25 protein-coding genes, 1 CRISPR repeat array and 1 other annotated feature (1 of these 27 cut by a window edge) are annotated in these 26,393 nt (G+C 39.7%); of the genes, 20 read left to right on the forward strand and 5 right to left on the reverse strand.

Annotated features, from left to right (window positions below):
• Window positions 1-9: a binding site (T-box leader), on the forward strand (it extends 218 nt beyond the left edge of the window).
• A 49-nt stretch (window positions 10-58) separates the two neighbouring features.
• From alaS to B0I26_RS13125, 12 genes are all read left to right on the forward strand, one after another.
• Complete coding sequence (gene alaS / locus B0I26_RS13070; protein ID WP_111645866.1) at window positions 59-2,695, forward strand: alanine--tRNA ligase; 2,637 nt, start codon at window positions 59-61, stop codon at window positions 2,693-2,695.
• 77 nt (window positions 2,696-2,772) lie between these two features.
• Complete coding sequence (locus B0I26_RS13075) at window positions 2,773-3,039, forward strand: IreB family regulatory phosphoprotein (protein ID WP_111645867.1); 267 nt, start codon at window positions 2,773-2,775, stop codon at window positions 3,037-3,039.
• A gap of 2 nt (window positions 3,040-3,041) precedes the next feature.
• Complete coding sequence (gene ruvX, locus B0I26_RS13080) at window positions 3,042-3,458, forward strand: Holliday junction resolvase RuvX (RefSeq protein ID WP_111645868.1); 417 nt, start codon at window positions 3,042-3,044, stop codon at window positions 3,456-3,458.
• Window positions 3,459-3,473: 15 nt separating this feature from the next.
• Window positions 3,474-3,764 carry a DUF1292 domain-containing protein gene (locus B0I26_RS13085; RefSeq protein WP_111645869.1) on the forward strand — a complete coding sequence of 97 codons (291 nt, stop codon included), beginning with the start codon at window positions 3,474-3,476 and terminating at the stop codon, window positions 3,762-3,764.
• Between the two features lie 124 nt (window positions 3,765-3,888).
• Window positions 3,889-4,986 (forward strand): endolytic transglycosylase MltG, encoded by a 1,098-nt coding sequence (gene mltG, locus B0I26_RS13090; protein WP_111645870.1) that lies wholly within the window; start codon window positions 3,889-3,891, stop codon window positions 4,984-4,986.
• A gap of 138 nt (window positions 4,987-5,124) precedes the next feature.
• Window positions 5,125-5,772 (forward strand): O-methyltransferase, encoded by a 648-nt coding sequence (locus B0I26_RS13095; protein WP_111645871.1) that lies wholly within the window; start codon window positions 5,125-5,127, stop codon window positions 5,770-5,772.
• Window positions 5,773-5,774: 2 nt separating this feature from the next.
• Window positions 5,775-6,704 (forward strand): peptidase U32 family protein, encoded by a 930-nt coding sequence (locus B0I26_RS13100; RefSeq protein WP_111645872.1) that lies wholly within the window; start codon window positions 5,775-5,777, stop codon window positions 6,702-6,704.
• Window positions 6,705-6,731: 27 nt separating this feature from the next.
• On the forward strand, window positions 6,732-8,000 hold the full coding sequence (locus B0I26_RS13105; protein WP_111645907.1) for a peptidase U32 family protein: 1,269 nt from the start codon (window positions 6,732-6,734) through the stop codon (window positions 7,998-8,000).
• 7 nt (window positions 8,001-8,007) lie between these two features.
• Window positions 8,008-8,643 (forward strand): uridine kinase, encoded by a 636-nt coding sequence (gene udk, locus B0I26_RS13110; RefSeq protein WP_111645873.1) that lies wholly within the window; start codon window positions 8,008-8,010, stop codon window positions 8,641-8,643.
• Window positions 8,644-8,758: 115 nt separating this feature from the next.
• The gene (gene greA, locus B0I26_RS13115) at window positions 8,759-9,235 is read left to right on the forward strand and encodes a transcription elongation factor GreA (RefSeq protein ID WP_111645874.1); all 477 of its coding nucleotides are present in this window, start codon (window positions 8,759-8,761) and stop codon (window positions 9,233-9,235) included.
• A 47-nt stretch (window positions 9,236-9,282) separates the two neighbouring features.
• Entirely contained in the window at window positions 9,283-11,052 is a 1,770-nt protein-coding gene (locus B0I26_RS13120; protein WP_111645875.1) for a peptidoglycan D,D-transpeptidase FtsI family protein, read from the forward strand.
• A gap of 101 nt (window positions 11,053-11,153) precedes the next feature.
• The gene (locus B0I26_RS13125) at window positions 11,154-11,801 is read left to right on the forward strand and encodes a YrrS family protein (protein ID WP_245934794.1); all 648 of its coding nucleotides are present in this window, start codon (window positions 11,154-11,156) and stop codon (window positions 11,799-11,801) included.
• A 99-nt stretch (window positions 11,802-11,900) separates the two neighbouring features.
• Here B0I26_RS13125 and B0I26_RS13130 read toward each other — a convergent pair whose 3' ends face one another.
• On the reverse strand, window positions 11,901-12,107 hold the full coding sequence (locus B0I26_RS13130) for a YrzA family protein (RefSeq protein ID WP_111645877.1): 207 nt from the start codon (window positions 12,105-12,107) through the stop codon (window positions 11,901-11,903).
• A gap of 181 nt (window positions 12,108-12,288) precedes the next feature.
• On the opposite strand from B0I26_RS13130, the gene B0I26_RS13135 reads away from it, so the two are divergent.
• The 5 genes from B0I26_RS13135 to B0I26_RS13155 all read left to right on the forward strand — a co-directional run bounded on the left by B0I26_RS13135 (window position 12,289) and on the right by B0I26_RS13155 (window position 16,151).
• Window positions 12,289-12,930 (forward strand): class I SAM-dependent methyltransferase, encoded by a 642-nt coding sequence (locus tag B0I26_RS13135; protein WP_111645878.1) that lies wholly within the window; start codon window positions 12,289-12,291, stop codon window positions 12,928-12,930.
• A gap of 16 nt (window positions 12,931-12,946) precedes the next feature.
• Window positions 12,947-13,645 (forward strand): 5'-methylthioadenosine/S-adenosylhomocysteine nucleosidase, encoded by a 699-nt coding sequence (gene mtnN, locus B0I26_RS13140; RefSeq protein ID WP_111645879.1) that lies wholly within the window; start codon window positions 12,947-12,949, stop codon window positions 13,643-13,645.
• A gap of 137 nt (window positions 13,646-13,782) precedes the next feature.
• Window positions 13,783-14,706: a PLP-dependent cysteine synthase family protein gene (locus B0I26_RS13145; protein ID WP_111645880.1), complete on the forward strand. Its 924-nt coding sequence runs from the start codon at window positions 13,783-13,785 to the stop codon at window positions 14,704-14,706.
• Window positions 14,707-14,708: 2 nt separating this feature from the next.
• The gene (locus tag B0I26_RS13150; protein ID WP_111645881.1) at window positions 14,709-15,845 is read left to right on the forward strand and encodes a bifunctional cystathionine gamma-lyase/homocysteine desulfhydrase; all 1,137 of its coding nucleotides are present in this window, start codon (window positions 14,709-14,711) and stop codon (window positions 15,843-15,845) included.
• A 63-nt stretch (window positions 15,846-15,908) separates the two neighbouring features.
• Complete coding sequence (locus tag B0I26_RS13155; RefSeq protein ID WP_111645882.1) at window positions 15,909-16,151, forward strand: YrhC family protein; 243 nt, start codon at window positions 15,909-15,911, stop codon at window positions 16,149-16,151.
• A gap of 379 nt (window positions 16,152-16,530) precedes the next feature.
• Here B0I26_RS13155 and B0I26_RS13160 read toward each other — a convergent pair whose 3' ends face one another.
• Complete coding sequence (locus tag B0I26_RS13160) at window positions 16,531-17,409, reverse strand: LysR family transcriptional regulator (protein ID WP_111645883.1); 879 nt, start codon at window positions 17,407-17,409, stop codon at window positions 16,531-16,533.
• Window positions 17,410-17,533: 124 nt separating this feature from the next.
• Between B0I26_RS13160 and B0I26_RS13165 the strand changes: the two genes are divergently transcribed.
• Window positions 17,534-18,238: a class I SAM-dependent methyltransferase gene (locus B0I26_RS13165; RefSeq protein ID WP_111645884.1), complete on the forward strand. Its 705-nt coding sequence runs from the start codon at window positions 17,534-17,536 to the stop codon at window positions 18,236-18,238.
• A gap of 3 nt (window positions 18,239-18,241) precedes the next feature.
• Here the strand turns inward: B0I26_RS13165 and B0I26_RS18380 are convergent, their stop codons facing one another.
• Window positions 18,242-18,418: a hypothetical protein gene (locus B0I26_RS18380; protein ID WP_181502900.1), complete on the reverse strand. Its 177-nt coding sequence runs from the start codon at window positions 18,416-18,418 to the stop codon at window positions 18,242-18,244.
• A gap of 539 nt (window positions 18,419-18,957) precedes the next feature.
• Window positions 18,958-22,514: a CRISPR direct-repeat array (repeat unit 30 nt; unit sequence GTTTTTATCTTAACTATGAGGAATTGAAAC).
• Between the two features lie 134 nt (window positions 22,515-22,648).
• Between B0I26_RS18380 and B0I26_RS13170 the strand changes: the two genes are divergently transcribed.
• Window positions 22,649-23,817 (forward strand): IS3 family transposase gene (locus tag B0I26_RS13170; protein ID WP_111645885.1). Its coding sequence is split into 2 segments (ribosomal slippage): window positions 22,649-22,916 and window positions 22,916-23,817, totalling 1,170 coding nucleotides; the frame shifts between segments, so codons are not numbered across the junction.
• 491 nt (window positions 23,818-24,308) lie between these two features.
• Here B0I26_RS13170 and B0I26_RS13175 read toward each other — a convergent pair.
• Both B0I26_RS13175 and B0I26_RS13180 read right to left on the reverse strand, forming a co-directional pair.
• The gene (locus B0I26_RS13175; protein ID WP_111645886.1) at window positions 24,309-24,773 is read right to left on the reverse strand and encodes a DUF2269 family protein; all 465 of its coding nucleotides are present in this window, start codon (window positions 24,771-24,773) and stop codon (window positions 24,309-24,311) included.
• 10 nt (window positions 24,774-24,783) lie between these two features.
• Window positions 24,784-25,383 (reverse strand): TetR/AcrR family transcriptional regulator, encoded by a 600-nt coding sequence (locus B0I26_RS13180; RefSeq protein WP_111645887.1) that lies wholly within the window; start codon window positions 25,381-25,383, stop codon window positions 24,784-24,786.
• 613 nt (window positions 25,384-25,996) lie between these two features.
• On the opposite strand from B0I26_RS13180, the gene B0I26_RS13185 reads away from it, so the two are divergent.
• The gene (locus tag B0I26_RS13185) at window positions 25,997-26,287 is read left to right on the forward strand and encodes a hypothetical protein (protein ID WP_111645888.1); all 291 of its coding nucleotides are present in this window, start codon (window positions 25,997-25,999) and stop codon (window positions 26,285-26,287) included.
• Window positions 26,288-26,393 lie beyond the last annotated feature (106 nt).

The raw sequence follows: 26,393 nt of genomic DNA on the forward strand, positions 1-26,393 counted from the left end.
GTCCCTGAGCAGGGATGAGAGTTTATTTTTTTAAATAAAGTAAAGGGGAGGAAAGAATATGAAAAAGCTGACGTCTGCGCAAGTTCGTCAAATGTTTCTTGACTTTTTTAAGGAAAAAGGTCATGCTGTTGAGCCAAGCGCGTCTTTAATTCCGGTTGATGATCCATCGCTATTATGGATTAACAGCGGCGTTGCAACGTTAAAAAAGTATTTTGACGGCCGCGTTATTCCAGACAACCCTCGCATTTGTAATGCACAAAAGTCGATTCGGACAAATGATATTGAAAATGTCGGTAAAACAGCGCGCCATCATACGTTCTTTGAAATGCTCGGCAATTTTTCGATCGGCGACTATTTTAAGCGGGAAGCGATTCATTGGGCATGGGAGTTTTTAACGAGCGATAAATGGATTGGTTTTGACCCAAACCGCTTATCTGTCACGATTCATCCTGAAGACGATGAGGCGTTTGAAATTTGGCATAAAGAAATCGGCATTCCAGAAGAACGCATTATTCGCTTGGAAGGCAACTTCTGGGATATTGGTGAAGGCCCAAGCGGACCGAATACAGAGATTTTCTATGACCGCGGCGAAGAATTCGGCAACGACCCGAACGATCCGGAATTATATCCAGGCGGGGAAAACGAGCGCTATTTAGAAGTATGGAACCTTGTGTTCTCGCAATTTAACCATAATCCAGACGGTACATATACGCCGCTGCCAAAGAAAAATATTGATACAGGCATGGGCTTGGAGCGCATGTGTTCTATTTTGCAAAACGTGCCAACGAACTTTGATACGGACCTTTTTATGCCGATTATTAAGGCAACAGAAGAAATTTCTGGCGAGAAATATCGCGTTGATGCCGAAAAAGATGTGGCGTTCAAAGTGATAGCCGACCATATTCGTACGGTGACATTTGCCATCGGTGATGGAGCATTGCCTTCCAATGAAGGCCGCGGTTATGTATTGCGCCGTTTGTTGCGCCGTGCAGTACGCTATGCGAAAAAATTAAACATTAACCGTCCGTTTATGTATGAGTTAGTTCCAGTTGTTGGCGAAATTATGGTTGATTACTATCCGGAAGTAAAAGAAAAAGCGGAGTTTATTCAAAAAGTGATTAAAAACGAAGAAGAACGTTTCCATGAAACGCTTCATGAAGGTCTTGCGATTTTAGCAAGCGTGATTCAAAAGGAAAAAGAACGAGGAAGCGATACAATCTCCGGTGAAGATGTGTTCCGATTATATGATACATACGGATTCCCGGTTGAATTAACGGAAGAGTATGCGGAAGAAGAAGGAATGAAAGTTGACCACGACGGCTTTGAAAAAGAAATGGAGCGTCAGCGTGAACGTGCCCGCGCCGCTCGTCAAGAAGTGGATTCGATGCAGGTACAAGGAGGCGTTCTTGGCGACATTCGAGTAGAAAGCCAATTCGTTGGTTACGATCAGCTTCGCACGGAGTCTGTTGTGGAAGTCATTGTGAAAAACGGCGAATTAGCTGATGAAGTCAGCGAAGGAGAAGAAGCGCAAATTATTCTCGATGTCACGCCATTCTATGCAGAAAGCGGCGGACAAATCGCTGACCAAGGCTGGATTGAAAACGATACAACGAAAGTGTATGTCAAAGACGTACAAAAAGCGCCAAACGGGCAGCATTTGCACTATGTAGTTGTCGAAAAAGGAACGCTTAAAAAAGGCGAAACATATACAGCGCATTTAAACGAACAGAAGCGTGCCAATATTATTAAAAACCATACAGCGACTCACCTTTTACATCAAGCATTAAAAGATGTGCTCGGCGTTCATGTTAACCAAGCCGGTTCTTTAGTGACTCCGGAGCGTTTACGTTTTGACTTCTCGCATTTCGGCCAAGTAAAACCGGAAGAATTAGAACAAATCGAAGCAATTGTTAATGATAAAATTTGGCGCAGTCTCGCTGTTGAAATTGATTATAAACCGCTTGAAGAAGCAAAAGCGATGGGAGCAATGGCGCTGTTTGGCGAAAAATACGGCGATATTGTCCGTGTCGTGAAAGTTGGCGACTACAGCTTGGAGCTTTGCGGCGGCTGCCATGTGCCAAATACGGCGGCAATTGGCTTGTTTAAAATTGTTTCCGAGTCGGGAATCGGAGCAGGTACGCGCCGCATTGAAGCAGTTACCGGGGAAGCAGCATATCGCTTAATGAATGAGCAAATTGCCTTATTGCAGGAAGCGGCACAAAAATTAAAAACAAATCCAAAAGATATTGTCGCCCGGATTGATGCGCTCATGAACGAAATCCGTGAATTGCAGCGCGAAAATGAATCATTAGCTGCCCGCTTAGGAAACATGGAAGCAGCGAACCTTGTGAGCAAAGTAAAAGAAATAAATGGTGTCAATGTGCTTGCGAGTAAAGTAAATGCAACAGATATGAATAACTTGCGCACAATGGTTGATGAATTAAAACAAAAATTAAGTTCCGCTGTCATCGTATTGGCATCCGTACAAGGAGAAAAAGTGAATCTCATTGCCGGCGTGACAAAAGATTTAGTTGGCAAAGGATATCATGCCGGTCAATTAATTAAAGAAGTAGCAACGCGATGCGGCGGCGGTGGCGGCGGCCGTCCGGATATGGCACAAGCGGGAGGAAAAGATCCGAATAAAGTGGACCAAGCTCTCCAATTCGTCGAAGAATGGGTAAAATCCGTTTTATAATTCACGAAGATGGTGTACAATGGATGTAAGATTGGATATGCCAGATTCTGCTGAATCTGAGAGCGAGGTGCGAAGCGATGAGCTCATTTGATAAAACGATGCAATTTAACTTCTCAGAGGAGCCGGTCGAAACAGACATTAAGGAAGTGCTTTTTACCGTGTATGAAGCGCTGCAGGAAAAAGGATATAACCCGATTAACCAAATTGTTGGATACTTATTATCTGGCGACCCAGCTTACATCCCGCGCCATAAAGATGCAAGAACGCTCATTCGAAAAATTGAACGGGATGAATTAATTGAAGAATTAGTGAAATCCTATTTACAAAAGTACCGAGAGGACTAAATATGCGCGTACTTGGTTTGGATTTGGGAACGAAAACACTAGGAGTCGCTATTAGTGATGAGCTTGGCTGGACAGCGCAAGGACTTGAAACAATAAAAATTGATGAAGAACAAGGACAGTTTGGTCTTAAGCGGCTTCGTGAGCTTATCGAAGAGTATCATGTCAAAGCGATCGTACTCGGCTTTCCGAAAAATATGAACGGAACGGTTGGGCCGCGCGGTGAAGCAAGTCAGCAATTTGCCGAAATCTTAAAACAAGAGTTTGGTCTTCCTGTGATTTTATGGGACGAGCGCCTTTCGACGATGGCAGCGGAACGGATGTTAATTGCCGCCGATGTCAGCAGAAAAAAGCGAAAGCAAGTCATTGATAAGATGGCGGCGGTGATGATTTTGCAGTCTTATCTTGATAGCAAAAATTAAATTGAGGTGAACATAATGGAACATGGAGATAAACATATTACAGTAGTCGATGAAAATGGAAATGAACAATTATGCGAGGTACTTTTTACATTCGAGTCTGAAGACTTTGGAAAATCATACGTTTTTTATTATCCAATCGGCGCGGAATATGATGAGGAGGAAGAAACAGAGATTCACGTTTCCGCTTTCATCCCGGGCGAAGGGGAAGAAGAAGGAGAGCTTCAGCCAATCGAAACAGAAGAAGAATGGGATATGATTGAAGAAGTTTGGAATACGTTCTGTGCTGAACAAGAAGAGGAAGAATAATTTAAGCAAAAAGGGTGACCGCCTGCTGACGGTCACCCTTTTTTAGGAAATGAGAGATTAAATCGCGAAAAATGTGAAAATTTGTAGTATAATATCACGAGTGAGAGGAGGCTTATGAGTTAAAATGGAAGATAAGTTTACTGAGCGGCAAAAAGACGCACAGCTTGTCAGGAAAATTGTATTGATTGTTTCTGCAGTGATGCTGCTTTGTTTGATGATTGCTGTAGGTGGAAGTTATTTATATATAAAGTCGGCATTACAACCAGTTGACCCTAAAGATAAAAAAGCGATTCATGTATCGGTTCCAATCGGTTCTTCTGTCAGCGAAATCGCAGCGATTTTAGAAGAAAAAGGAATTATTAAAGATGCAACGGTTTTTCGCTATTATGTGAAATTTAAAAATCATGCTGATTTCCAAGCTGGAGAATATAAACTCAATCGGGCGATGACGCTGGAAGAAATTATTGCTTCATTGAAAACAGGAAAAGTATCCAAAGAAACAAAATTGAAAATTACGATACCGGAAGGGAAGCAGTTGACACAAATCGCGGCAATCATTGCGAAAAAGACAGGTTACAAACAAGAGGAGTTTATGGCTAAGATGAATGACCGAAACTATATTAACCAACTGATCAAGAAATACCCATCGATTTTATCTGAGGAAATTTTTAATCAGCATATTCGTTATCCGCTTGAAGGGTATTTATTTCCGGCTACGTATTCATTCCACGAAGAGAAACCGTCCATGGAAACGATCATTGAAGCGATGCTCGATAAAACGGAAGAAGTCCTAATGAAATATGAAGTAGAAATGGGAGAAATGGAATTTACGCCGCATAAACTGTTAACGATGGCTTCGCTCATTGAGGAAGAAGCAACAGCAAAAACAGACCGCGAAAAAATTGCGAGCGTATTTTATAATCGCCTGCGGGTAGGCATGCCGCTGCAAACGGATCCAACGGTTCTTTATGCGCTCGGCAAGCATAAAGACCGCGTTTATTATAAAGATTTAAAAGTGAACTCGCCTTATAATACTTACATTCATAAAGGCTTGCCGCCCGGTCCGATTGCCAATGCCGGTGAAATGTCGATTCAGGCAGCATTAAAGCCGGCAAAAACGGATTATATGTATTTCCTTGCAACGCCAATGGGAGAAGTGATTTTTACAAAAACGTTAGAAGAACATAATCGCGAAAAAGCGAAGTATATTGGCAAACAGTAGAAAAGTGAGGAAATGACTAGAAAAGCGAAAAAAATTTCGCATTCTTATCTTATTTATGATAGTATATATAAAGTTATGAATCATTTTTTCACAAGAGTTCAGTTATTGGACTCTTATTTTTTCGAGGAGGAACTCGATTTGTTATCACCTGAGGTCACAAGCTATTTAGAAGCGCTTATTCCAAAACGTGAACGCGAAATAGAGGAAATCGAACAATACGCCAAAGAGCATAACGTTCCGATTATGGAGCTAGTCGGCATTGAAGCGATGCTGCAAATATTGAAATTAGTGCAGCCGGCAAAGATTTTGGAAATCGGTACAGCGATTGGCTATTCGGCGATTCGAATGGCTAAAGCGCTGCCAAATGCAAACATTGTGACATTAGAACGTGACAAAGAACGATATGAACGAGCGCTTTTCTATATAGAGAAAACGAACACGGCAAAACAAATTCATGTACTCTTTGGCGATGCGCTTCATCTGTATGAAGAAGTCGCCGATTATGGGCCTTTTGACGCTATGTTTATCGATGCGGCGAAAGGACAGTACCTTCGCTTTTTTGAAATGTATGAGCCGCTGCTAAGCAAGAACGGGATTATTATTACCGATAATGTGCTGTTTAAAGGCTTGGTTGCCCGCGCTGAACAAATTGAAACGAAGCGGCTTCGCAATTTAGTAAAGAAGATATGTGCGTATAATGAGTGGCTTATGGATCATCCGCGCTATGATACCGTAATTTTACCGGTTGGAGACGGAATGGCGATATCTAAAAAAAGAGGTGAATAAGGATGAAAAAACCAGAATTGCTTGTAACGCCAATCGATGTAGCGCACATTCGCGACTTGGCAGAAGCAGGTGCGGATGCCGTAATGATTGGTGAACAGCGCTATGGATTGCGCTTGGCGGGAGAATTTAAACGTGAAGATATTGTTGAAGCAGTAAAAGTTGCCCGCGAGCATAACATAAAAGTATATGTGGCAATGAATGCCATTTTCCATAATGATAAAGTGGACGAGTTAGGCGATTATGTAAAGTTTTTAGCGGATACGGGCGTAGATGCGATCGTGTTTGGAGATCCGGCTGTGTTAATGACCGTGCGTGAAGTCGCCCCGCATATGAAATTGCATTGGAACACAGAAACAACAGCAACAAACTGGTATGCGTGCAACTATTGGGGACGCAAAGGAGCAAAACGCGCCGTGCTTGCCCGCGAAATTAACATGGATGCGATCATTGAAATCAAGGAACATGCCGAAGTCGAAATCGAAGTGCAAGTTCACGGAATGACATGTATGTTCCAATCAAAGCGTTCGCTCATTGGCAACTATTTTGAATATCAAGGAAAAGTAATGGAAATTGAAAAACGCAAATATGACAAGGGAATGTTCCTTTACGATAAAGAGCGCGATAATAAATATCCGATTTTCGAAGACGAAAACGGAACGCATATTATGAGCCCGAATGATATTTGTATTATTGATGAATTGGAAGACATGATTGATGCCGAAATCGACAGCTTTAAAATTGACGGCATCTTGCATGAACGTGAATATATTACCGAAGTAACGAAAAAATACCGCCTAGCCATCGATTTATGCGCAGAAAACCGTGAAGAGTATCGAAAAGTAAAAGATCAATTGTTAGCGGAAATCGAAGCAATACAGCCAGTCCATCGTCCGTTAGATACAGGCTTCTTCTTTAAGGAGACGGTTTACTAAATCTTAAAGAAAAGGAGGAGAAAAATGATGATCGCAAAAAACGATAAAATTTCCGAAATTATTAACGGAAAGCGCGTCATTGTGAAAAAGCCCGAACTGCTTGCACCTGCAGGCAACTTAGAAAAGCTGAAAGTGGCGATTCTCTATGGCGCGGATGCTGTGTTTATCGGCGGCCAAGAGTATGGCCTTCGTTCCAATGCTGATAACTTTACATTGGAAGAAATCGCTGAAGGCGTGCGTTTTGCCAACAAATATGGCGCGAAAATTTATGTAACGACAAATATTTATGCCCATAACGAAAACATTCCAGGATTAGATAAATATTTAAAAGGGCTGGAAGAAGCCGGTGTTACCGGAATTATCGTTGCTGATCCGCTTATTATTGAAACAGCACGCCGCGTCGCACCGAAGCTGGAAGTACATTTAAGCACGCAGCAGTCGCTGACAAACTGGAAAGCGGTCCAGTTTTGGAAGGAAGAAGGATTGGAGCGCGTTGTATTAGCACGGGAAACAAGCGCGGAAGAAATTCGCGAAATTAAGGAGAAAGTCGATATTGAAATTGAAGCCTTTATTCATGGGGCGATGTGTATTGCTTATTCAGGCCGTTGTGTGTTAAGTAACCATATGACAGCCCGCGACTCCAACCGCGGCGGCTGCTGTCAGTCATGCCGTTGGGATTATGATTTATATAAATTAGATTCCGGGAAAGAAATCGCTTTGTTTGATGAGAATGACGCACCGTTTGCGATGAGTCCGAAAGACTTAAACTTAATTCAATCGATTCCGAAAATGATTGAATTAGGCATTGACAGTTTAAAAATCGAAGGACGGATGAAATCGATTCACTATGTGGCAACGGTTGTCAGCGTATACCGTAAAGTCATCGATGCATATTGCGCCGACCCTGACAATTTCGTCATTAAAAAAGAATGGCTTGAGGAACTTGACAAATGTGCCAATCGTGATACGGCACCGGCCTTCTTTGAAGGAGTGCCTGGTTATAAAGAACAAATGTTTGGTGTTCATAGCAAGAAAACCACTTATGATTTTGCCGGGCTTGTGTTAGATTACGACAAGGAAACAAAAATGGTGACGCTGCAGCAGCGCAATTTCTTTAAACCTGGCGATGAAGTGGAATTTTTCGGCCCGCAAATTGACAACTTTACTCAAGTTATTGAGAAAATTTGGGACGAAGATGGAAATGAGTTAGATGCAGCGCGTCATCCGCTGCAAATTGTGAAATTTAAAGTGGACAAAGAAGTCTTCCCGTACAACATGATGAGAAAGGGGCATTAAGATTAGCATGGGGAAGAAACCGGTTGTCATCGGAGTCGCCGGCGGCTCCGGCTCGGGGAAAACGAGCGTAGCAAAAGCGATTTATGAACATTTTCAAGGACATTCCATTTTAATGCTCGAGCAAGATTATTATTATAAAGACCAAAGTCATTTGCCATTTGAAGAGCGGTTAAAGACGAACTACGATCATCCGCTTGCTTTTGATAATGACCTGCTTATTGAGCATCTTGAAAAACTGCTTAATTATGAACCGATTGAAAAACCGGTATACGATTACACTTTGCATACCCGTTCAGATGAAGTGATTTATGTCGAACCGAAAGATGTGATCATCTTAGAAGGAATTCTCGTATTAGAAGATGAACGGTTACGCAATTTAATGGATATTAAAGTATATGTGGATACAGATGCAGATATCCGCATCATTCGCCGTTTGCTCCGCGATATTAAAGAGCGCGGCCGCACGCTTGAGTCAGTGATTGAACAATATGTTTCTGTTGTTCGGCCGATGCATAACCAATTCATTGAGCCGACGAAGCGGTATGCCGACATTATTATTCCGGAAGGCGGGCATAATCATGTCGCGATTGATTTAATGGTTACAAAAATTCGCACAATTCTTGAACAAAAAGCAATTTTGTAATAACATAACATAAATATAAAATATATTTCCAGCTTTGATATGTTAACCGTACGAACAACCGTTTTCGTTGTTCGTACATTTTACATATATCGAAAAACTAAAGGAGTGAAGGAATATGGCAGTAGAAAAAGAGTACCCGATGACGAAAGCGGGAAAGGAAAAGTTAGAACAAGAACTGGAATATTTAAAAACGGTAAAACGCAAGGAAGTAGTTGAGCGCATTAAAATTGCTCGCAGCTTTGGCGACCTTTCTGAAAACTCTGAGTATGATGCGGCAAAAGATGAACAGGCATTTGTCGAGTCGCGCATTCAAATGCTTGAAAATATGATTCGTAACGCAAAAATTATTGAAGAAGATACAGAAAATCCACATGTTGTTACATTGGGCAAATCTGTAACCTTTATTGAATTGCCTGACGGTGAAGAAGAAACGTATACAATCGTTGGAAGCGCGGAAGCCGATCCGTTCGAAGGAAAAATTTCAAACGACTCTCCAATTGCAAAATCCCTTCTTGGAAAACAAATTGGCGATGAAGTAACAGTACAAACGCCTGGCGGCGAAATGCTTGTAAAAATTGTAGCGGTAAAATAGGTTTTAAATGGCGGCACCTCGTCGAAAATGAAGACGAGGTGTTTTTTATGTTAACGAAAAGAGTCTGGCTCATTTTATTTACCATTCAACTCGGTATCGCTTTATTAATTGGAAGAATTGTACAAATCCAACTTGTCAGCACGGAGTCTTTTTCGAAAGAGAATGTGAATCTCATTGAAGCAAGCGTCGCGCAAAGAACGCAGGAAATGGTGCTTGATGATGGCCGTGGAGCATTTGTTGACCGAAATGGCAAACCGTTGACGCATGAATACACTCCAACTTTAGTTTTATTTCCATTTTTAAAAAAAATGAATTGGCCGATTGAAAAACTAGCTGCGATCATAAATGTTTCTGAAAATGTGATCCAGCAAGCATTACAAGAACAGAACAAACCATTTATTTTTATGATAAATCATGAGCCTTTGCAATTAACGGAGAGGCAAGTGAAGAAGATTAATCAGCTGCGTATTCCCGGGGTATTTGCCGTAAAAAAGCAATATCCGCTCGAAAAGACATATGCAGGACATTTGATCGGATTAGTAAGAGAAAATCCTGAATTGTTACGGTCGCGTTATCCTGATAAAACTCATTTATCTCCGAAGACGAAAATCGGTATTTCCGGATTGCAAGGGGCGTTTGATGAGTTTTTAATTCCCGATGGCGAAACGCGTCTGTTATATCATGTCGATGGTGACGGAGGGCCTTTATTCGGGCTTCAGGTGAAGTATGATGAGCCGGCGAATCCATTTTACCCTGTTTCCGTTCAAACGACGATTGATCGTGATTTACAAAAAATTGCCCAAGATGTGATAAAGAAACATCGTCTTAAAAAAGGCGGACTTGTCTTATTGGATATTGAAACAAATAACATTTTAGCGATGGTTAGCGTTCCGGAAATGAATTCAGAAAACCCTTACGGAGATTATGGCGCCGACAATCACATGATACTTCCGCAAATTCCCGGCTCGATTTTTAAAACGGTGATCGCCGCGGCAGCCATCGAGCAAGATCTCGTCTCTCCTTATCGAACGTTTGACTGCAGTAAAGCAATCGATGGAAAACCTGAAGAAAACCGCGACTATGGAATGCTTCATTTTGTTGATAGTTTTGCCTTAAGCTGCAACAATACATTTGGAACGTTAGGAAAAGAGCTTGTTGAGCAAGATAAAAAAATCATCGAGGAATATGCACGGAAACTTGGATTATATCCACTAGTCGGTTGGGAAGGAAATGTTTATCATTTTGAAAATTTTAAACAGTTGCCGGAAGAAAAAAAGGGAATCATTTGGCATGATGATAAGGACAAATATGTTCCGCTGGCGGTAGCCCAGACAGCCATTGGACAAAAAGATGTTCGTGTTTCACCGCTGGCGGTAGCTAATATGATGGCAACGATTGCGAGAAAGGGGAAAGCAAAGAAAGTGCGGGCAGTAAACAAAATTCTTTATAAAAATGGAACAACATTTATTTCTTTTCCTGAACAGAAATTTTCAAATGAAACGATTTCATACGATACGGCTCTAACATTACAGAAATTATTGAAAAGCGTCGTGACTCATGAAAAAGGTACAGGAAGAAGGTTTCAAACGCTGCCTTATGAGGTTGCGGGGAAATCTGGAACCGCAGAAACAGGAAAAATAACGGCTCATGATGAAGAACTTATTAATAAGTGGTTTGCAGGCTTCTTCCCTGCTGATTCGCCTAAATATTCACTTGTTGTCGTAGAATTAGAACAAACAAGCAATCAAGCTGTGACCAATGACGTCTTTTACGATGTTGTCAAGAGGATATATGAGTTCGATGAACAACATTCGTAAATGAATAAATAGGACATAAATATGGAATTGCTGCGAAATAGTTTATAAGGAGAGATACAAATGATAAAATAGAAACCGATTTAAAAAAAGGAGGTATGTTGTTGGCAAAGCAAAAAACATCTTTCCAAGGAGCCCGCTATGAGCAACGGGCAAAACGAAGAAAAGTAAACCGCATTTTAAATACATTAATTGGTTTCGTATTCGCTCTCATTCTCTTTTTTGGCTGGCAATTAATCTTTTCTAATGGTAATGAACGAGAGGCGGCGAACGATTCCGCAGATGTGAAAAAAGAAGAAACAGTCGAACAAGAGGAAATAGAGAATAAAGAAAGCGTAAACGTCGAATTCAATGACAATGCAGAAAACGGAAATAAAGAAGAAAAAGAAGAAGTAGTAGAGGATGAGAACGAAGAAGTAACGGTCATTGAAGGAGATCCGAATTCAAATATTATTCAAGAAATTGTCAATCCATCATGGCAGCCGATTGGTACAACGCAATCAGAGCCGCACGTAACCACCTTTGATAAAAACTCTGTTGACTGGAAAGAGATGATTGATGCGATCAGCTATGCCACCCGCTTATCGCCATCGGAAATGATCGTTTGGTTTATCGGCAACAATGGGCCGAACAAAGCGGTCGCGACCATTTCCACGAAGGATAAAAAGCAGCATTATAAAGTGTACATTGAATGGGTGGAGCAGCAAGGGTGGAAGCCGACGAAAGTGCAGCAATTACGAAATAGAGAGTAGAGGCAAGTCTAAGTGTCTGACCTCATTATCGATCACGGACTGCTCAAACGTGTGTATGATCGATTAGAATGGAGAGGTCTGACACTTTGCTTTAGCCTCTTACTTTTTTGCTTTAAAGTGAACGACTGCGCTGTAAAAACGTTCTCCGTTTGGTCCGACATGCATTTGATGAGAAACGTGATGAACTTCCAGCAAAATCGCTTTATTATGTTCAATTTGTTCATTAATTTTTTTCTCTAACGTTTTAATGTCAGCGGCTTCAAAAAATTCAATTTTATCTTCGATGATATCCAGTGTAAAATTCATTGTACTTCCCCTCGCTTTTTGTCGTTTTACAAGCAAAGTGTAGCAAATTTACTGCCTGAATTCCAATAGAGAAAAGAGGAACCAATTGAATAAATTTAAAACTTATGATACATTGAGAACAGATTTATTATTAATTCATACTATATCTATACGAATTATCATATTTATGGAGTGAGACATCATGGGAAGAGAATTTCTTGAGTTGTTTGAAACATGGGCAAATTCGTATGATGAGTCCGTTGGGGGGCATGACGAGCAATATCGCGAAGTGTTTGAAGGATATGAAGCGATTTTAAATACAGTCGTAAACAAGTCAGGAAATGTCGTATTGGAGTTTGGTGTCGGCACCGGGAATTTAACAAAAAAACTTCTTGATGCCGGAAAAACAGTGTACGGCATCGAACCTTCAAAAGCGATGAGGAAAAAAGCATTCGAAAAACTAGGGGGAAGCGTGTCGATTCATGACGGCGATTTTTTACGATTTCCTGTTCCAAAAGAGCCGGTTGATACCATTGTCAGCACATATGCGTTTCACCATTTAACAGATGAAGAAAAGGCGCAGGCCATCGAAGCCTATGGAAAGTTGCTTCGTAAAGGTGGTAAAATAGTGTTTGCTGATACGGCGTTTGCAACCGATGAGGCGTTCCGGCAGACGATTGATGAAGCGCTTGAGCGCGGATTCCATGACCTTGCGGAGGATTTGCAAAGAGAGTATTATACAACGCTCGATGCGCTTGAGCGCATGTTTAAAGCGGGTGGTTTTTCTATTGAGTTTACCCGCTTAAATAAATTCGTCTGGTTAATGGAGGCTGTAAAACAGTAGGAAAGAGGTAGAGGAAATGAAAATTGCAATTATTGGCGCAATGGAAGAGGAAGTAACCATTTTACGCGAACAAATCGCGAACCGCGAAGACACAGTGATCGCGAATTCCGAGTTTTACACAGGAACGATTAACGATGTGGATGTTGTTTTGTTAAAGTCAGGAATTGGAAAAGTGAATGCCGCCATGTCAACGGCGATTTTGCTTGAGCGCTTTAAGCCGGATTATGTCATTAACACGGGTTCTGCGGGCGGATTTTTACAAACATTAAATGTCGGTGATATCGTTATTTCTACGGAAGTTGCTCATCACGATGTCGATGTAACCGCATTTGGCTATGAATATGGTCAAGTGCCAGGGATGCCGGCGCGTTACACAGCAGATAAGAAATTGGTAGAAGCGGCAGAGAAAAGTGCGCAACAAATTACAAATATTCAAGTCGTGAAAGGACTTATCGCAACAGGAGACTCGTTTATGAGCGATCCGGCGCGTGTCGAGTTTGTGCGCACGAAATTTGCCGACTTATATGCAGTAGAAATGGAAGCGGCGGCGATTGCGCAAGTTTGTACGCAATTTAACGTACCGTTTGTTATTATTCGTGCATTGTCGGATATCGCCGGGAAAGAGTCAAACATTTCCTTCGAGCAGTTTTTGCACAAAGCGGCGCTTCATTCCTCCAATTTAGTGTTATCGATGTTAACCAAATTGAAGAACTAATATCCTGTTAAAGAGGCTGACCGGAAAGCCAAGTGTCAGACTACGCAGCATCATCATATTCGATAAATGGAGAAATTTGCGGGGGCAGACACTGGTCGGTCAGCCCCTTTCCATGTACACCTATAAGGAGTGACATCATGAAAGTATATAAAAATGTTCATGAATTAGTCGGACATACACCAGTTGTTGAAATTACGCAGTTTCCGTTACCGGATGGAGTGCACTTGTTCGCTAAACTTGAATATTTTAATCCGGGCGGCAGCATTAAAGACCGCTTAGGCCAGGAATTGTTACGCGATGCGTTCGAGACAGGAAAATTAAAAGAAGGCGGTACGATTATTGAGCCAACAGCGGGAAATACGGGAATCGGCTTAGCCTTGGCGGCCATCGGCAAAAATGTGAACGTTATTTTTTGCGTTCCGGAAAAATTCAGCGTTGAAAAGCAGGAGCTAATGAAAGCGCTGGGAGCGAAGGTTATCAATACACCGACGAGTGAAGGAATGAAAGGCGCTATCAAGAAGGCGCAAGAATTATTAAAAGAAATTCCGGATTCCTATTGTCCGCAGCAATTTGCCAATCCAGCTAATCCGCGCACATATTACAAGACGCTTGGACCTGAGCTTTGGGAACAGCTCGACGGACAGATTGACATTTTTGTCGCTGGAGCGGGAACAGGCGGCACATTTATGGGAACGGCGCAATTTTTAAAAGAAAAGAACTCAAAAATTAAAACGGTTATCGTTGAACCGGAGGGCTCGATTTTAAACGGCGGCGAGCCGGGACCGCATAAAACGGAAGGGATCGGCATGGAGTTTCTTCCGGAATATATGGATACAAGCTACTTCGATGCGATTCACACGATATATGATGAAGACGCTTTCAAACGGGTAAAAGAGCTGGCGGCAAAAGAAGGATTGCTTGTCGGCAGTTCTTCCGGCGCAGCGTTTCATGCGGCGCTCATTGAAGCGGAAAAAGCAGAACCGGGAACCAATATTGTTGTGATTTTCCCGGATAGCAGCGAACGCTATTTAAGCAAAAAAATTTATGAAGGTGGGATTTAATCATGAGACGCAAGACGAAATTAATTCACGGCGGCATTTCCGGAGACCCGCATACAGGGGCTGTTTCCGTGCCGATTTATCAAGTAAGCACATACAAGCAGGAAGGAGTCGGCGGCCATAAAGGATATGAATATTCGCGCACAGGAAATCCAACGCGCCATGCGCTTGAACAATTGATTAAAGACCTCGAAGAAGGATATGCAGGATTTGCGTTCGGCTCAGGAATGGCGGCGATTACAGCGGTTATGATGCTATTGAACAGCGGAGATCATGTCATTTTGACAGATGATGTATACGGCGGCACATACCGCGTTATGACGAAAGTGTTAAACCGCTTGGGAATCGAATCAACGTTTGTCGACACAAGTGATTTAACAAACATTGAAAAAAATATGAAGCCAAACACAAAAGCGATTTACATTGAAACGCCAACAAACCCGCTTTTAAAAATTACCGATATTCAAGAGACGGCGGAACTCGCGAAAAAACACGGCTTACTAACGATTGTTGACAATACATTCAGCACACCATACTGGCAAACACCGATTGCGCTTGGCGCTGATATCGTTGTTCACAGCGCAACAAAATATTTAGGCGGCCATAGCGATGTCGTTGCCGGTCTTGTTGTCGTGAATTCCGAACAACTGGCGAAAGACTTGCATTTTATTCAAAATTCAACAGGTGCGATTCTCGGTCCGCACGATTCATGGCTGTTAATGCGCGGAATGAAGACGCTTGGAATCCGCATGGAAGAGCACGAACAAAATACAAGAAAAATCGTCGAATTCCTTGTGAATCATCCAGCGGTGAAAAAAGTGTATTATCCCGGGTTAGAAACGCATCCAAATCATGAAATTGCGAAAAAGCAAGCGCGCGGCTTCGGCGGTATGGTTTCTTTTGATGTCGGCAGCGCCGAAAAAGCAGACCGCCTGTTAAACAGCGTAAAATATTTTACGCTTGCAGAAAGCTTAGGAGCTGTGGAAAGTTTAATTTCCCTTCCGGCGAAAATGACGCATGCTTCGATTCCGAAAGAGCGCCGCGAAGAGCTTGGCATTACGGACGGATTAGTGCGCATTTCGGTTGGATTGGAAGATGTAGAAGACCTAATTGAAGATTTAACACAAGCGTTAAATGGTTAAAATTACAATCCCCTGTTTTCCACCATATATGTTACAGTTAAGAATGGAAAGTGGGGGAATGCGATGCAGCACGAACAAAAGCAATGGAAAGAAAAAGCAGCCGACTATCAAACGTATGCAATGGTGTTACTGGCATTTAGCGTCTTTTTCTATATCGGTCTGTTCATTCCGGCTGACCAATCAATGATGGCGCTGGAAAAGAAACCGTTTTTGCTTGGCCTGATTATCATTTTCTTAATCGGCGCTTTTTACTTTTACAAAAAAGCGGTCAAATATATTCGCCTATTGCGCGAATTGGACCAATAACCCTATCCGTTGAACTGTCACGGATAGGGTTATCTATTATTTGGCTGCCTTGAAAATAAGTGATAGGGCCTATATGGACAATACCGCTTATTTTAATGCATCGTTGTGCCCCAAAATGGCATGAGTCTCTCTGTTAAAATTCATTGTTGATTTTATGAAGGTACAAAAATTAACGCTGCAACAACAAACCGCAGTTCTGAAACGAAGAATACAGCGAATTTCAAGATAACAAGTTTGCCGACAACAACGAAATTCCTACAATAGTCATGTTATATAGGCTAATAAAAGTATATAAATGCAGTCCGACATAAGTCTCAACAGCTCTTTTGCCTAACTTAAACGTCTTATTTATGTCTGTTTTTTCAGTCTGAAATTAGTATTAGGTACTAATATTCCGTAATTGCTCTCTTAAAAAGTCGATAAAAATACGAGCTTCCTTTGTCTCTATTTTTGTGACTAAATAGGTGGATGATTTAGGCGGAGTAATTAATGTTGGGGCAATCTCAATGATTTTTTTCTGTTTTATTTCTTCTTTTACCATTGTTAATGGTAAATAGGATACTCCAAGCCCTTCTTCAATAAACCGCTTTGTTACCTCTACTTGATTCACTCTCATTGTTCGAACGGTTGGATAGTGTTTTTTTATTTCGAACAATAGACTTTCCCAATAATCAGGGTGGTTATGAGTGAGCAGTCTATATTTACGCAACATTGTTTCTTCATCGAGTATACTGTTTCCTTTTTCATTAGGTCCGACTAATGTGACAGATTCTTCATATAGAACTACACTATTTACATTCGTTTGAACCGGTCTCATTTTTGTTAACCCAAGATCCGCCCTTCCTGCGCTTATTTCCTCTCCTATTTCGTAAGACTTAACGACATTGATAATCATTTCAATATCTGAATGGTTATTAATAAAACGGCGCAATAGCGAAGGTAAAATGGATGATGCCAGTTGTGGCGCGATAGCTATGACTAATTTATGACTGTACCCCTGCTTCCATGATTCAAACTCCTCTATCCCATTTTCATACTTCGACATCATTTCTCGTGCATAAGGAAGAAATTTATAACCTGCCGGTGTGAGACTGACCTTTCTTCCGTGCCTCTTAAACAATTGAATTTGCAGATTTTCTTCAAGCTTTTGTATATGTTTTGTAACAGCTGGCTGAGTAAGAAACAGTTCCTCTGCGGCTTGCCGGAAATTTTCATATTTAGCTGCAATCAGAAACGTCTTGAGCCATTTTAAATCCATACATGTATGCCTCCCGTTTTTTAATAACTAATTGTTATTAAATACTTTATTTTTAGTTAATTTCAATTATAAACATTATTCTGTATAATCCAATTAACAAAGGTATTAAAGGGGGAGTTAACAAATGCCTTGCAATGACTCAAGAGACTGCATTGCGGAAAAGTTTAATGAGAATGCAGCACAATATGATCGTCAAAGAAGAAAATTAATTCCGTGTTTTAATGATTTTTACTCTATTCCTGTGTCAGTGATGAACACTGCGAAAACAGTACCAGCGATACTTGATATGGGAGCAGGGACTGGATTATTTACTTCTTTTATTTTAGAAAAGTATCCCAGAGCGAATATTACCTTGATCGATATTTCGGAGAAAATGATGGAAATCGCCAAGAAACGGTTCGCCAACTATCCAAATGTAAATTATATTGTAGATGACTATACAAAGCATGAATTTAATACAAAGTTTGATATGATTGTTTCGTCATTATCGATACACCATCTGACTGATGATGAAAAGAAGAGTTTATATCGACGTGTTTATTCTTTATTAAATGAAGATGGATTATTTCTAAATGCAGATCAAGTGCTCGGGCACACTCCTTTTATTGATGCACTTTACAAAAACGATTGGCAAAATAAGATTGAAAATAGTGGTTTAACGCGGGAAGAAATCGATTCTGCCTACGAACGGACGAAGCTGGATAAAATGTCTACTTTACACGACCAGTTAAACTGGTTAAAGGAAAGCGGGTTCGAGGACGTTGACTGTATTTATAAATATTTTAATTTTGTTGTATTGTTTGGAAGGAAAATCAATCGACTGGTTTAGAAGTTATGCAAAAGGTGAAAGAACATCCATGATTGCTTGTTCTTCACCTTTGGTTTTTATTTTGGCATCATTCTTTAACAGAAACATTATTTGCAAAATATAAAATGTATTAATTTTTTCACAAACGACAAAGCTTAAGCATCTTGTTTTCATAAATTGTTCACATCCCGTGCCATCCATTCGTTCATTCCCGATGTAAAATAAAAGTAAAGAAGCATAAGGGAGGAAAACGGGATGTTCGCAATGGTGATGGGGCTTATTATTACAGCAACAATTGGTCTAATTATTGGCACAGAAGTCAGCGTGGCAGCAGAAAAATAAAGAAAAAGGGGCAGTCACTAAAACGATTGCTCCTTTTTCTTTATTCTCCGTTTTTCTTTTTCGCTTCGATAAAGCTCATTGAACAGAGACATAGCTTCTGAAAACATTTCCCACTGCAAATCAACCGGCTAATCATTACTTTTTTCATGTTTATCGAGAATGCTGGTTTTGTTTTTTCTAAAGATTCTATCTCAATGATATACAAGTTTTTGTCGTCGACCCCCAATCGTGCAGAAATCCCGGGGGATCGACGACAATTTGCTTTTGAAAGAAAAGGGGAGAAAAGAGAAAGAAATAAATGAAAAAGAAAGCATTGATAAAATATTCCATCTGCATTAAAATGGAAACAACATGATTTTCATTTTTATTAAAACGCTATTATATCAGCTTTTTTGGGGGTTTTTATCTTAACTATGAGGAATTGAAACTACGCGGCTTCCCGGGCTGTACCTTTTGGAAAATAGTTTTTATCTTAACTATGAGGAATTGAAACTGTGAACGGACATCATCGTGTGTCCAACCTTCCACTAGTTTTTATCTTAACTATGAGGAATTGAAACCTAACACGACGGCAATTGAACCATTTTCCACTTCGCGTTTTTATCTTAACTATGAGGAATTGAAACTGCCAGCGCAATGGTCTTTGTGTTCGTGTGTAATCGTTTTTATCTTAACTATGAGGAATTGAAACAACAATGGACAAAATCATCGGGAATACCATTTGCGCTACGTTTTTATCTTAACTATGAGGAATTGAAACCTATTCCGTTCGAAACAAGCTCACAGAACTAAATGCAGGTTTTTATCTTAACTATGAGGAATTGAAACTTCAACAAGGAAACGATTGAACGCAGAAATGCGGGTTTTTATCTTAACTATGAGGAATTGAAACTTGCGGTTGCTCTACGCTAACAAGCGTAAGAGCACAGTTTTTATCTTAACTATGAGGAATTGAAACCGGTGACATCGTATCCAGTTGGTGGGGCGCTTGGGATGAGTTTTTATCTTAACTATGAGGAATTGAAACAAATATATGAACAACGGAAATTCCGCCAGGAAAAGAAGTTTTTATCTTAACTATGAGGAATTGAAACATTTTCAATGTCACGTAGCACAAGGTCGTGACGTTGTTTTTATCTTAACTATGAGGAATTGAAACAGAATCTTCTTCCTTGGTAATCCTGCCTTGGTGAGAGTTTTTATCTTAACTATGAGGAATTGAAACTTCTGACGACTATATAGATTCTTCAAGAATTGCAAAGTTTTTATCTTAACTATGAGGAATTGAAACGGTAATAGTTTAGCTAATTTTTCAGCCGCTTCTTTGTTTTTATCTTAACTATGAGGAATTGAAACACTCGCGGTACAGACGGATGACACCCTGCGCACCCAGTTTTTATCTTAACTATGAGGAATTGAAACATAGGTGAGAATATGAAACGTATTTCTATCATTTTTTTGTTTTTATCTTAACTATGAGGAATTGAAACCTTAACAAATTTGATGTGTGTATCTAAATAAAATCAGGTTTTTATCTTAACTATGAGGAATTGAAACTCAGTTTTTCGCCAATACGGTACAATGGACGCCGCGTTTTTATCTTAACTATGAGGAATTGAAACGAGTAATACCCGGCTAATATTTGCGTAAATCTTTAAAGGTTTTTATCTTAACTATGAGGAATTGAAACTTTAGTTTGACATATGGCGAATTAATGATAAAAGCGGTTTTTATCTTAACTATGAGGAATTGAAACTCTCGATACATCTATAGAATTAAATGAACTTGGAAAGTTTTTATCTTAACTATGAGGAATTGAAACTAAACATTCCAGAAGAAGAGATAAACGATTTTTACGAAAGTTTTTATCTTAACTATGAGGAATTGAAACAAGGAGGCTGAATAATGGTGATTCTCCACCAAAAAGGTTTTTATCTTAACTATGAGGAATTGAAACTCTCGTGTTCTGTAAAGTCTGCTAATTGCATTAGCGTTTTTATCTTAACTATGAGGAATTGAAACATGAGAAAAAAGCGGAGTATGAGCTGATGAGATGGGAGTTTTTATCTTAACTATGAGGAATTGAAACCTCTTCGGATAATGTCTCCTGCTGACCCTTGGATTGGCGTTTTTATCTTAACTATGAGGAATTGAAACCCATTCGATACAAACATTCACTTCTATTTATTTTTTGTTTTTATCTTAACTATGAGGAATTGAAACCTCGTTCCAAAGAGTTCGATCAATTGTTTTACGGTTTGTTTTTATCTTAACTATGAGGAATTGAAACGCAAAGGCTTGTGCTGTATCAATTTGGTCTGTCGAAGTTTTTATCTTAACTATGAGGAATTGAAACTTGCGGACTTCCGTTTCAATTTTCTTTTTCATTTCTTCCGTTTTTATCTTAACTATGAGGAATTGAAACGTTCTTCTAACAATATGTTTTCTATATTGTTATATGTTTTTATCTTAACTATGAGGAATTGAAACTCGCTTTAATCCGCTTCATAATAAACGCTTCACGAAGTTTTTATCTTAACTATGAGGAATTGAAACAGTAAGATTTTCCTTGTGGAACGCCCTGATATTCATGTTTTTATCTTAACTATGAGGAATTGAAACTGTGTTTGTGCCCATTCTTCAATAGATAGTACAGGAAGTTTTTATCTTAACTATGAGGAATTGAAACGAATTGCCAGTTTCATTCTTTTTCCTCCTCCTTTTCAGTTTTTATCTTAACTATGAGGAATTGAAACAATCTTCGAGACGATCTTCTAACCATTTCAAAGCAGTTTTTATCTTAACTATGAGGAATTGAAACTCGTTTCTTGCTCTACTTCTTTTGCTTGTGTCTGCGTTTTTATCTTAACTATGAGGAATTGAAACGAACAATTAGAAAATGAACAAGGATGGTTATCGCCGTTTTTATCTTAACTATGAGGAATTGAAACTAAAATTCTTCTCTTCCCTCTGGTGTAATGTCCTCGTTTTTATCTTAACTATGAGGAATTGAAACGGCATGAATTCGAACTGATAGCCACCATCTTTAAGTTTTTATCTTAACTATGAGGAATTGAAACCGCCAACTCGATGCTCTTCAAAGAATGGAAGTGAAAAAGTTTTTATCTTAACTATGAGGAATTGAAACAAAATATCGCGGATCCGAACACCGATCCGAAGAAGCCAAGTTTTTATCTTAACTATGAGGAATTGAAACATGAAACCAAAGGGAGCAGTTCTTTCTGCTCCCGAGGTTTTTATCTTAACTATGAGGAATTGAAACTCGCAAGGGCTTTTTATCCCCTGCTTCCGGAGGTTGTTTTTATCTTAACTATGAGGAATTGAAACAGGAAAAGGGATACGAGGTATATGCGGAAGTAGAATTGCGTTTTTATCTTAACTATGAGGAATTGAAACCTATATCCGACCAAGACATTTACACAGGAGGCTCATACGTTTTTATCTTAACTATGAGGAATTGAAACTCAAATAGATAATCTAAATATTCAAATAAAAATAAGTTTTTATCTTAACTATGAGGAATTGAAACGTTCTTCACAAAAAAACAACAAAAAAACAACAAGGAGAGTTTTTATCTTAACTATGAGGAATTGAAACTTTGACCAACTTCTTGTTCAAACTGAATTCGATTGACTGGTTTTTATCTTAACTATGAGGAATTGAAACTGTGATTTCCTGCTGTATCGTGTAGATGATGGCCGCTCGGTTTTTATCTTAACTATGAGGAATTGAAACTTTCTTGAGCTGTTATAAATGTACGGTGTTTTTCCGTTTTTATCTTAACTATGAGGAATTGAAACGTATAATAAGAATATGGTGAGTGTCAAGGGTATTTGTAGTTTTTATCTTAACTATGAGGAATTGAAACTGTTTTAGTTAGATTTTTAGTGTTTTATCCTGTTCAGTTTTTATCTTAACTATGAGGAATTGAAACAAGCTTGCGCAGAAGAAATAAGAAAAAACAGAAAAGCGTTTTTATCTTAACTATTGATGTTAGTCTAAAAAGTGGACACAGAGAACAGAGAGATTATAATAAACTTAATTACAATCGGTTCGAGGTGTCCAATCATGAAAAAGAGAACATTTGATCAAGAATACAAGATTCAAGCCGTTGAGTTATGCTTGGAGGGGGACAAGTCCATCGCCCGAGTGGCAAAAGAATTAGGTTTGGCATACAACACTCTTCACCGTTGGGTCAAAGAATACAAAGAAAGCAATGGCACAAGCTTTGTAGGTTCAGGAAACATCAAGCCACAAAATCAAGAAATCATCGAGCTACGCCGTCGCAATCAAGAGCTGGAAGAGGAATTAGCGATCTTAAAAAAGGCGTTAGGCATCTTCACCAGAAACCAGAAGTAATTTACGCGTTCATTTTTCAACATCGAAATGAATTTCGCGTGGTGAAGATGTGCCAAGTTCTCGGTGTTTCTAAAAGTGGGTATTATGCATGGCTGAAACGCCCAAAAAGCAACCAAAAAGAGAAAAAAGAACAACTGACCCAACAGATTCGGAACGAGTATCTCAAGTCACGCAAGATTTACGGAAGTCCGAAAATTACGCAAGAACTACGCAAACAAGGAATTCGTGTGTCTCAAAAGACAGTCGCTCGTATCATGAGCGAAGAAGGATTGAGATCAATTACGGTGCTTAAATACAAGGCAACGACCAATAGTAATCACCCTTACAACGTGTATGCGAATCTGTTGGAACAGAACTTCCAAGCAACGGCTCCAAATGAAGTATGGATGGCCGATATCACGTACATTCCTACTGATGAAGGATGGTTATATTTAGCGAGCATCATGGATTTATATACACGAAAGATCGTAGGTTGGTATATCGATACACGAATGACGAAAGAGTTCGTCATCAAAGCCTTACAACGAGCGTTAAACAACGAGAAACCAACAGGAAGAGTGATTCACCACTCGGATCGTGGAAGCCAGTATGCGTCTAATGATTATCAACAACTGTTACAAGAGCATCATTTCCAAGTCAGTATGTCGAGACGTGGGAACTGTTACGACAACGCTTGTATGGAGTCGTTTCATAGCTTAATCAAGAAAGAATGCATCTATCCAAATCGATTCCGTACGCGAAAAGAAGCGAAACAAGCCATTTTTGAGTACATCGAATGCTTCTACAACCGCAAGAGAAGTTATTCATCTCTTGAATATGTATCGCCATGTGAATTTGAGGCTGCTTACTACGCTAACCAGAGAAAAGTAGCTGCTTAAGTTCAGCTATTTCTCTCTGTTTAACGTGTCCATTTTCTTGACATAACACCACTATGAGGAATTGAAACAAATGCTTTTAAAATAATGATGTTTCGCAGTAGACACGTTTTTATCTTAACTATGAGGAATCGAAGAGATGTTGGATATTTAGACGGCAAAGTTTGCAAGGGGGTAAACAGAAGGTTTCGAGCGTTTGGGCGGTGTTTATAATGAGAATAGTTATCAGTGCTGTGCGGATGGGAAAAATGAAATTCCGAGAATACATGCAGTCCTTTTTTCTACTTAGGATTTTCTCCTTTGATTCTTTCCGGATATAATGAAATCGCCGCTGCGGTTTGAAAAGTTTTTCAATCTTCTGTCATGAGCCGCACAGCGGCAGTTGGGGAAAAACGAAAAGCGTCTAATGGACTCAACTTGATTCATTATCCCACATTTGGATTAAATCTCTGCGGACAAGAGGCGCTCTAAAAAAACCGCTTTCCCTAAGCTGTTCATGAGAATCCTTTACCTATCATGAGATATAAGATTAAAACAGGAAGCAGTGTTGCAATAGTTCCGAATATCATCCAGAGCAATGATGCTCGGCGGTACTCTTCCGTGTTGAACTCATTTTCCGCCGTTTGAGCGCTGAGCCGTATCATCTTGCGCTGTAAGGGGATCAGCACCCCTGCCCAAAGAATTCCTGTCAATACAAACAATACGAATGACAAGGTCAGCCAATTGAACCCCGAAATGAGATACCCCGCCCGAACGGCCATCCAAACACCGGATGTGATGATGAGCAGCAGTCCCGGAATCGTGAAAACGAAATCGGCAAGCATGACGTTTTTTGCTGCACTGTGGATTAATTCAAGATTCCCTGTTTGATCTGCCCGTACTTTCCAAAAAGCAGTAATGATAATGTTGCCTAAAAAAAGGACAACTCCGACAACATGCAAAAATAACAGAAACTCCATATGTCGACCCCTACCTTTCTTCCTTTGGCTGAAGCATGCTAGACATCAGCTCAGCAAAATCCTTGTTATGAAAGAAATAGCTATTTGAATCAATGGCGCTGCGCATTCGCAGACCAAATGAAATGAGCATAAACAATTCTGCTGTTTTGTCGGCATCGATGAACTGTGGGATTACCCCTGCCTCTTGTCCAGCAACTATCCACAATTTGGACATGTGGACGGCTTGTTCATAATACTGTTGAAGTATTTTCTTAACAACAGGCTGATCGCTTTTTCCGAGAAGATACATTAGTACTTGATTGCCGGGATCTTTCGGATTTTCCAGATCCGACAATCGGGCGGTGATTTCATGCATTGGCTCTTCAAATGATTTTCTTTGCGAAGCCGTATTGAAAAAACGCTGGTTGATTTCTCCCAGCCTTTCTTTCAACACCCAGCTGAAAAGCTCGTCTTTGCTGTTTACATAATGGAAAATGGCACCTTTAGACAAGCCGGAGCGTTCCATAATGTCATTGAGTGTCGTATTGGTGCACCCTTTTTCACCAATCAAATCTTTCACAGCATCCAGCAGCAATCGTTTCGTTTGTTCCCGTTTTTGTTTCCGCTTCATCATGTTTCCTCCCAATGTTATTTATAATCAATTATAAAAACCGACTGTCGGTTTGTAAATAGGGTTCATTCATATTTTGATTTAGATAGAAATGTATGTTTTTAGATGAATGAAGTGTGGGATATCGTTCGACATCGGGCTGACTGTTTGCAGCTTGTTTTTCTATTTTCTATCGTTACTTGATAGGGAAGACAACATGACGATGTTGACATTCACACAAAATTCATTGAACAAAAAAGGAATTTTTCTTTGAGTGTAGAATATGGGAATTATAATCGGGAAATGGGGAATTTTGTCTCGGAAAGAACTTTTGGCTGTTAGATATTTCGATATATAATTAACGTGAAATGTGGTAAAGGATAGAAAGATTTCTCAATATTAATAAATATTGTTTAGAATAAAGCAGATATTTTTAACGGCTCTAAAAAATTGAAACAGAAGATCGAAAGGGGAATTTTCATGGATGTAGAGCTTTTTACTGTCAGTTCTAATCCGCTGTCTGTTTATATTGATGATTGAGATGATCTTCATGGCAAGATATTTAATATGCACAACATAAAAAATAGTGCATTTGTTCTATAATATTTATGCTGATGATAGGACGGTTTATAAGATGATTGTTGAAAATGGTATGGTTTTCATTCCTGATGTACAAATGAAATGGTATTTAAGGAAATACGTATCGAAATTAAAGAGTATGGATGACTCATGCGATCATTCCATTTTTGACAAATTGTTCTATCTATCAGATAGAGAAGCGATAATTTCAAAAAGATCTATTGCTGAGTATGAAAGAATTGTTCAAAAACTTGGGGAGGTCGTTCAAGGGGAAAGATGCAAATCGTATTTAAATACTGCTTTATTTTATGATTTACAAATATTGAAGTATAGAAGTAATCGCTAAAAAGTCTGATTGAAAAATGACAGCTTGGAATCCAACTGTATTCCATACTAAAAGAAAGAGATGTTTTTCTCTTTTTAGAAGATTTTTTTGTCATGTGAATTACTCA

The sequence above is a fragment of the Paranoxybacillus vitaminiphilus genome, from assembly GCF_003259935.1.
Classification (GTDB): Bacteria; Bacillota; Bacilli; order Bacillales; family Anoxybacillaceae; genus Paranoxybacillus; species Paranoxybacillus vitaminiphilus.